This window comes from Micrococcus sp. KT16 (assembly GCF_003315015.1).
Classification (GTDB): Bacteria; Actinomycetota; Actinomycetes; order Actinomycetales; family Micrococcaceae; genus Micrococcus; species Micrococcus luteus.
Window position 1 is genome coordinate 451,521 of sequence record NZ_QNRG01000001.1, and the last position, 7,724, is coordinate 459,244.

Consider the following 7,724-nt stretch of genomic DNA (forward strand, 5'->3'; position numbering starts at 1 on the left):
TCAGTTCCCCTTCCGGACGCGCGACGGCGTCGCACTCGCCCTCTCATCGACGGAAGTGCCCTGCGAAGGGGCCGTTTCGTCAACGAAAACGGCGGACCGTCCATGGGCAACGTCCACCGGCCCAGTCCCCTCGCTCCGCACCTTCCAGTACAGGTACTCCCCGATCGCGGCAACGATCATCTTGGACGGGTCCCCGCCCCTGCCCACGATGTCCGTCATCTTCGCGAAGGCGTCCTCGTTCGCATACACGGCGCCCATCGCTGACCGTTCCAGGTTCGGGCTCGCCAAGAACTGCTCCAGCGAGTTCGCTCCGGCCTGCCCCAGCAGCTTCTCGTCCTCCATGAGCGGCGCCACGAGGGCACTGACCCACGCCTCCTGCTGGGACGGGGAGGCATCCACGCCTTCGCCGGCGAAGATCTCGTTGATCTTCTCGATCACTTCCTCCAACGGCCCGCGCTGCTTCTCACGCACCTGCCCGCCTCCCACAGCGGTGGTCCCCTTCAGCGCGGCCCCACCGGTCAGCCCGATGTCCCCCGAGGACGTCTTCTTCTGCCGGATGCTCACCAGCTGCACATCGCTCAGGTCGATCAGCTCCTCACCGCCGGGCTGATCGCCCACGAGCTGCACCAGGTGCCGCAGGAACAGCGCCCGCTTGTAGTGCTCGGTGTCCCCGAACTCGTAGATCTGGGAGAGGAAGTCGTAGAGGCTGACGAAGGACCGCATGTCCTTGCGCACCAGCACGAGCTCGTTCACGCGCGTCTCGTCCTGGTTCATCCGCGCATGCGCCAGCTCCTTGCGGAACCGGTATGCCACGGGCTCCAGCGCGGCCTGCAGGCCCTCCTGCCCGCTCCCCGGCTTCCACGCCACCCACACGTCGGCGAACGCGTCGACCTCGTCCCAGTCGTACACGCCCGCGGCGTCGAGCTTCGTCCCCAGGTCATGGATCAGGTTCGGGTCCGTCACCGTCTCCAGCTTCGCGCCCGCGTAGTACGGCTCGAAGGCAGCCTGGATGTCGTCTTCGGAGTTCACGAAGTCCAGCACGTAGGTGGTGTCCTTGCCCGGCGCCGCGCGGTTCAGCCGCGACAGCGTCTGCACGGCCAGCACGCCGGAGAGCTTCTTGTCCACGTACAGGGCACAGAGCTTCGGCTGGTCGAAGCCGGTCTGGTACTTGTTGGCCACGATCATCACCTGGTAGCCGTCCCCGTCGAACGCCTTCGCCAGGTCGCCGGTCACGGACGGGTTCATGGACCGTTCGGTGACCTTCTCGAGCCCGAAGTCGTCGTCGGTGATCTCGCCGGAGAAGGCCACCAGGGTGCCCACGTCCGTGTACCCCATGTCTTGGATGTACTGGTCCATCTGGCGCTTGTACCGGACGGCGGCGGCGCGGGAGTCGGTGACCACCATGGCCTTGGCCTGCCCGTCGAGCAGTCCGGCCACGTTGGCGCGGAAGTGCTCCACGATGATCTTGACCTTCTGCGCGATGTTCGTCGGGTGCAGCTTGACCCACCGCATGAGCTTCTTGCTCGCCTCGGTCTGGTCCACTTCGGTGGTCGGATTCCCGACGGCGGCCCGGTCGCCTTCCGGACGGAACTCGCCCTTCTGTCCGGCCAGGGCCAGCTTGAAGGCGGTGTCGTAGTTGGTGAAGTTCTTCAGCACGTCGAGGATGAACTCCTCCTCGATGGCCTGCTGCATGGTGTACCGGTGGAAGGAGGCCGGGATCTCCCGGCCCTTCTCGTCGTACTCGCCGGAGGGGCGGCCGAACATCTGCAGGGTCTTGTCCTTCGGAGTGGCGGTGAAGGCGAAGAAACTGATGTTCTGCGGGCGTCCGGTGGCGGCGACCTCGGCGGCGAGGATGGACTCGGTGTCCGCCTCTCCCCCGTCTTCGAGGTCGGCCTGCTCGTCCGGGGTGAGCACGCGCTTGAGCTTGGCTGCGGCGGAGCCGGTCTGGGAGGAGTGCGCCTCGTCCGCGATCACTGCGTAGGTGCGGCCGGCGAGCGTCGAGTCGCCTTTGAGGAGCTCAAGCACGGCGGGGAAGGTCTGCAGCGTCACCACGATGATCCGGTTGCCCTGCAGCAGCGTCTGCTTCACCAGGGCGGACTTGCTGGTGGCCTCACCGCCGAGGTTCTTGCGGTCCACGGCCACCACGGTGCCGGAGGTCCGCTCGATCTGCCGGACAGCCTCCTGGAGCTGGTCATCCAGCACGGTGCGGTCGGTGACCACGATGACCGAGTCGAACACCCGCTGCTCGTCTACTCCGTAGGTGGAGAGCAGGCGGTGGGCGGTCCAGGCGATGGTGTTGGTCTTGCCGGAGCCCGCGGAGTGCTCGATCAGGTAGGACTTGCCGGCGCCCTCCTCGCGGACGGCGGCGAGCATCGTGGTGACGGCCTCCCACTGGTGGAAGCGCGGGAAGATCAGCGTGGACTCCCGGCGCGAGCGGCCGTACTCGTCCTCCACGGTCTCCTTCTTGAGGAAGACGAACTTCTGGAGGATCTCGAGCCAGGTGTCCCGCTGGAGAATCCGTTCCCACAGGTAGGCCGTGGAGGACCCGCCGTTCGGGTTGAGCGGGTTGCCGGCGTGGCCGTCGTCGCCCTGGTTGAAGGGCAGGAAGAAGGTGTCCTTCCCGGCCAGCTTGGTGGTCATCCAGACCTCGCGGTTGGAGACGGCGAAGTGGACCACGGCGCGGGTGCCGAACCCGAACAGCGGCGTGGCCTTCGGGTTGCGATCGCGGTACTGCTTCTTCGCGTGGCCGATGGACTGGGTGGAGTCGGTCTTCAGCTCGATCGTCGCCACGGGCAGGCCGTTGACGAACAGCACCAGGTCCACGGACTGGTTGGTGGCCGGGTTGAAGTGCACCTGACGCATCACGCGCAGCCGCATGCGCTCGTAGGAGGCGACGGCGGCCGGGTTCAGGTTTGTGGCCGGCTGCGGCTCGGCCATGCGCAGGGTGGCGGAGGTGCCGACCTTGAAGCCCTTGCGGAGCACGTTGAGGGTGCCGCCGACACCGGTGTCCTGCGGCTTGTTGAGCACGTCGATCAGGCGGGTGGTGATCTGGTCCCGCTGCGCCTGCTGGGCGGAGGCCGGGGCATCCGCCTTCACGATGCGCCCGTAGTCCTCCGGTTGATTCTCGGCCAGCCAGGCGTGGACGTCCTCGGGGAAGATCGCGTTCTTACGGTCGTAGCCGGCATCGTTGGGCGAGTAGAGCCAGCCGTGCTGCTCCAGGTACTCGCAGATGTAGGTCTCGAGTTCGCTCTCGTTGTGGATGGCCATGGCGGTCAGTCCTCCGTGGGGATCTCGATCTGGCCGGTGACGGCGGCAGTGATCAGCGCGGCGCGGCGCTCCTGGGCAAGCTCGATGAACTGCTCGGCCTTGGCGATGAGCGCGTCGATCTTGGCGGTCTCGCGGTCGAGGTGGTCGGCGATTTCGCGCTGCTCTTCCAGGGGTGGGACGGGCACCGTGAAGTTCATTAGTTTCGACAACGGCAGGTTGTTCGCAAGCCCTTCGGCTCCGCTGATCGACCGCAGGACTTGCTCCCGATAGATCTGCGAGTTCAGAGCCCAGTAGAGGTATCGGACCCACACGTTCTGACTTGGCACCAGCCTGAAGTTCTTGTCCGAAAGAACGAGGCGGCGTGACAGCTGACCGACTAATGCCGCCGATCCTACGAGCCTCGGACTACCACTGGCACGGGATACCACCAAGTCACCCTCATGGAGCTCAATCCCAAGGGGAACCGTGACACTCTCAGGCACCGGTTTCGATGCCTCCTCGTTGAAGAATCCATCGTTGCTGGCACCCGACTTCAAGACCCAGATGTCTTCCAGGCCAGTAGCCGAGCTCGTGTCTGGCGAGATGCCTTGGTCGACTCGTGAGACAAGGCGCTTGAGCAGAAGTCCTCGATCGGCAGCCGCTTCAAGTGCATGTTCGATAGCTGCGCTGCGCCGCTCGCGGAGAGCTCCCACGAGGGCACGCTGTTTCTCGATCAGGGCGTCGATCGTGGCGGTCTCGCGGTCGAGGTATTCCGCGATGAGCTGTTGACGCGATCGCGAGAAGTTAGGCACATTGATGGCCTTCATGTCTTGATACGAGATGCGAGGCGTACGTACACCGCCGTTACCAACGTTGCCAATGCCACGCACGCGAGCTGTCATCTCAGCGACGAATGTCCTCGACCGCATGTAGTAGTGCCAGAAGCGCCCATATTGATTGGCACGCAGTTGAAGAACCATGTAGTCAGGACTGCAAACTCCATCACGAGCCGAAAGCCCCAGAGCCCCCTGGTACGCGCTCATCCTGTTGACCACGATGTTTCCGGGTGAAACTACCTTGTAGTTGGAGAGGTCCTCCGCGCGTTCCTGCTCGTCAGTGAGTTCGTTCCGAAGTCGGACTCCCGAATGCTGCGAGACACTCAAGAGAGGCAGGTCCCTGGTTCCTTTCCGGACGTCGATGGGGTTCGCCACAGCTTGAAACCTCACCGCTCCACCTCGCTCAACAGCTCGATGATCTCGGCGGTGAGCTGCTTGAGCTCGGCGTCGATCTCCTCGAGTGGGCGCGGCGGCACGTACGTGTAGAAGAGCCGGGTGAAGGGGATCTCGTAGCCGATCTTCGTCTTGGACTCGTCGATCCAGGCGCCGGGCACGTGCGGGGCCACCTCGGCCTCGAAGTACTCGTGGATGTCCCGGCCGAAGGGCACCAGTTCGGTGTCCCGCAGCGCGGTGTCCGGCTCCGGCTCGCCCTTCTTGTTCGTCACCACCTCCGCTGCCGGGTCGTGCACGCCAATGGCCCCGGTCAGGGCCTTCACCAGTGGAGCACCGGCGGTCACGCCGTGCTCCTGCAGCGCCTTCTTCAGGTCCAGCTGGAATGTCGGCTGGTGGTCCCAGACCCGGCCACGCAGGGAGGCGAGGGCGGCCTCGAGAGCCGAGCGGCCGTCGTCGGGAAGCTTGTCCACCGGCTTGGTGGCGAGCGCCGCCGCGGTGGTGGCGTCCTCCACCTCGAAGCGCAGCTGCAGCGGGCGCTCCACGGTGATCTCCCGGTAGCCGAAGTCCTGGGCGGTGAGGACCTTGGAGAACTCGGCGTTGTCCTCGGGCTGGGCGTCGAAGTCCCGGTAGATGTCCAGCACACGCTGGCGGTCCGCCGTGGACAGCTCCTTGTTCTTCGAGCCCACGTTGCGGCGCAGCTTGGTGAAGAACGTGCGGGCGTCAATCAGCTGCACCTTGCCGCGGCGCTCTGCCGGCTTGTTGTTGTCCAGCACCCACACGTAGGTGGCGATGCCGGTGTTGTAGAACATGTCCGTGGGCAGCGCGACGATCGCGTCCACCAGGTCTGACTCCAGCAGCCAGCGGCGGATCTCGGACGGGCCCGAGCCCGCCCCGCCCGTGAACAGCGGGGAGCCGTTGAGGACGATGCCGGCCCGTCCCCCGCCCTCCGAGACCGGGCGGAGCTTCGAGGCGACGAGCTGGAGGAACAGCATCTGGCCGTCGCTGATGGCGGGGGTGCCGCCCGGGAAGCGGTTCGTGGCGCCGCCGGCGGCGATCTCCTTCTCCACCGCGGCGCGGGAGGCTTTCCAGTCGCCACCGTAGGGCGGGTTGGAGAGGACATAGTCGAAGCGCTCGGTCATGTGGGCATCGTTCTTGAGGGTGTCCCCGCGGGCAATGCCATCCGCGGCCTGGCCCTTGCCGAGCAGCTCGGACTTGCAGATCGCGTAGGACTGGTCGTTGAGCTCCTGCCCGAACAGGCGGACCTCCGCGTTCGGGTTCATGCGGCGCAGGCGCTCGTCCAACACGGAGAGCATGCCGCCGGTGCCGGCCGTGGGGTCATAGACGGTGCGGACCGGGTAGCCGGTGAGGACGTCGTCGTCGTTGGCGGTGAGCAGGTCCACGAGGAGCTTCACCGCGTCGCGCGGGGTGAAGTGCTCACCGGCGGTCTCGTTGGAGGCGGCGGCGAAGCGGCGGATCAGGTCCTCGAAGAGGGTGCCCATCTCCGCGTTGGAGACGACCTCCGGGGAGAGGTCGATGGAGGCGAACTGCTGGAGGACCAGGAAGAGGCGGTCGTGCTCGTCCAGCTTGGCGACCGTCTTGTCGAACTCGTAATAGGTGAACAGGTCCGCCACGTTCTGGGAGAACCCGTCCACGTAGGCCAGCAGGTTCGTGCGGAGCAGGTCCGGCTCCTGCAGGATGCGGTCCAGGGTGAAGGGGCTGAGGTTGTAGAACGTCAGGCCCGTGCGCGACTCCACCAGGTTGTCCAGCATGAAGTCTGGATGGCCCTTGGCCGCCAGTTCAGCGAAGAACTCCCGGTGCGGGGCCATGACCGCCTCCATGCGGCGCAGGATGGTGAGCGGAAGGACGAGGGTGCCGTACTGGTTCGGCTTGAATACGCCCCGGAGCTGATCCGCGATCCCCCACACGAAGTTCGAGAGGTTCTGGGGAGAGCGGTGGGGCGCCGAGGCAGCGCCGCGCGTGGCGGGGGTGGTCATGGGGTCCTTCGAATGGTGGGGGCGGGCCGCTGGACGGGACCCATTCCGACCCCGCAGCGACCCGACAGGGCGACGGATCATACACAACCACACTTGCCTATGCTCTGCGCGCGCGAGTACGCTCGCGTGTGGTAGCTAGGGCTGAGACAGTGCCCCGAGCACCAATTCGAGAGGCCCACGCTTGCGTGGGCCTCTGCGCTTGTCTGCAGTGTCCGCTGTGCCCTGCACAATGGTCAGATGCTGCTGGCGTACATCGACGAGATCGGCGAGCCGGGCGCCTACGTCGGCCCGGACCATCCTCGCTTCCGGACAAGCCCAGCCTTCGGTTATGCCGGATTCGTCATGCCGGAGTCTGCCGCACGAGGCTTTGGAGCGAAGTTCACCGCACTGAAGCGTCAGCTGTTCGCCTCGGAGATCGACCGAGCGAAACACCCCGGACGGTGGGAGTTCAAGGGGGCCAATCTGTTCCGGCCGGATACCCCCGCGCGCTTTCCGCAGCAGCTCCGCGTGTTCGATGCGCTCGTGCGGTCCGTCGTCGCCGACCACGCCGGCAAGCTGTTCTACTACGCCGACGAGAAGCAGCGTGGGACGCCCAAGCAGATCGGCCTCGACGTCGAGAAACGCGAAGCCGACGCCATGCGAGAGACTCTGAACCGTCTGGCCCGCCATGCCCACCATCACGGACATAACCTCATGGTGATCATCGATCAAATCAATGAGAAGACGCGAGTCGAACGCGTTGCATCGATGTATGCCCACATCTTCAGCCGAGCCGGCGACTTTCCGGAGATGCGGTGCATCGTGGAACCGCCCATGCACGTGGACAGTTCGCTGAGCTCCAACGTGCAGTTCGCCGACTGGGTCGCCGCCGCCGTCACACGCGCTGTCGATCACCAGCTCAACGACTCGTCCAAGTACGCCTGGGTCACCGACCCCCAGCGGCTGGCATCCATGAGGGGCAGCTTCACCTACGAGTCCAAACTGCACCTGTGGAACCGCGGCGTGCAGGACATCAACCACTCTGAGCTGTTCCACCGTGAACGGCGACTTGCCCCGACCCCGCATGGACAGCTTCTGGGGGCCTCGGTGGACCCCGAGGCGGCGGAGAAGATGGCGAAGATCTGGCGCTCGGGACGCTAAGACCTGGCGCCGCTGCTAGATGTAGGAGGGCATGACGTTGTTGACTCGGGTCGGTGCCAGTGAGGCCGGAGGAGCGTCTCCGCAGGAGGTATGAGGCCGATGGTAGTTGTAGTGG

4 protein-coding genes are annotated in these 7,724 nt (G+C 65.5%); 1 reads left to right on the forward strand and 3 read right to left on the reverse strand.

The genetic code is table 11. From position 1 onward, the window contains the following. The 3 genes from DE149_RS02115 to DE149_RS02125 are packed head-to-tail and all read right to left on the reverse strand — an operon-like array spanning position 1 to position 6,469. Positions 1-3,267 (reverse strand): type I restriction endonuclease subunit R, encoded by a 3,267-nt coding sequence (locus DE149_RS02115; RefSeq protein ID WP_113913863.1) that lies wholly within the window; start codon positions 3,265-3,267, stop codon positions 1-3. Between the two features lie 5 nt (positions 3,268-3,272). Next, positions 3,273-4,457: a restriction endonuclease subunit S gene (locus tag DE149_RS02120; protein ID WP_144818539.1), complete on the reverse strand. Its 1,185-nt coding sequence runs from the start codon at positions 4,455-4,457 to the stop codon at positions 3,273-3,275. A gap of 11 nt (positions 4,458-4,468) precedes the next feature. Next, positions 4,469-6,469, reverse strand: coding sequence for a class I SAM-dependent DNA methyltransferase (locus DE149_RS02125; protein WP_113913864.1), 2,001 nt, complete (start codon positions 6,467-6,469; stop codon positions 4,469-4,471). A 237-nt stretch (positions 6,470-6,706) separates the two neighbouring features. On the opposite strand from DE149_RS02125, the gene DE149_RS02130 reads away from it, so the two are divergent. Continuing rightward, on the forward strand, positions 6,707-7,609 hold the full coding sequence (locus DE149_RS02130; RefSeq protein ID WP_113913865.1) for a DUF3800 domain-containing protein: 903 nt from the start codon (positions 6,707-6,709) through the stop codon (positions 7,607-7,609). Positions 7,610-7,724: the final 115 nt, after the last annotated feature.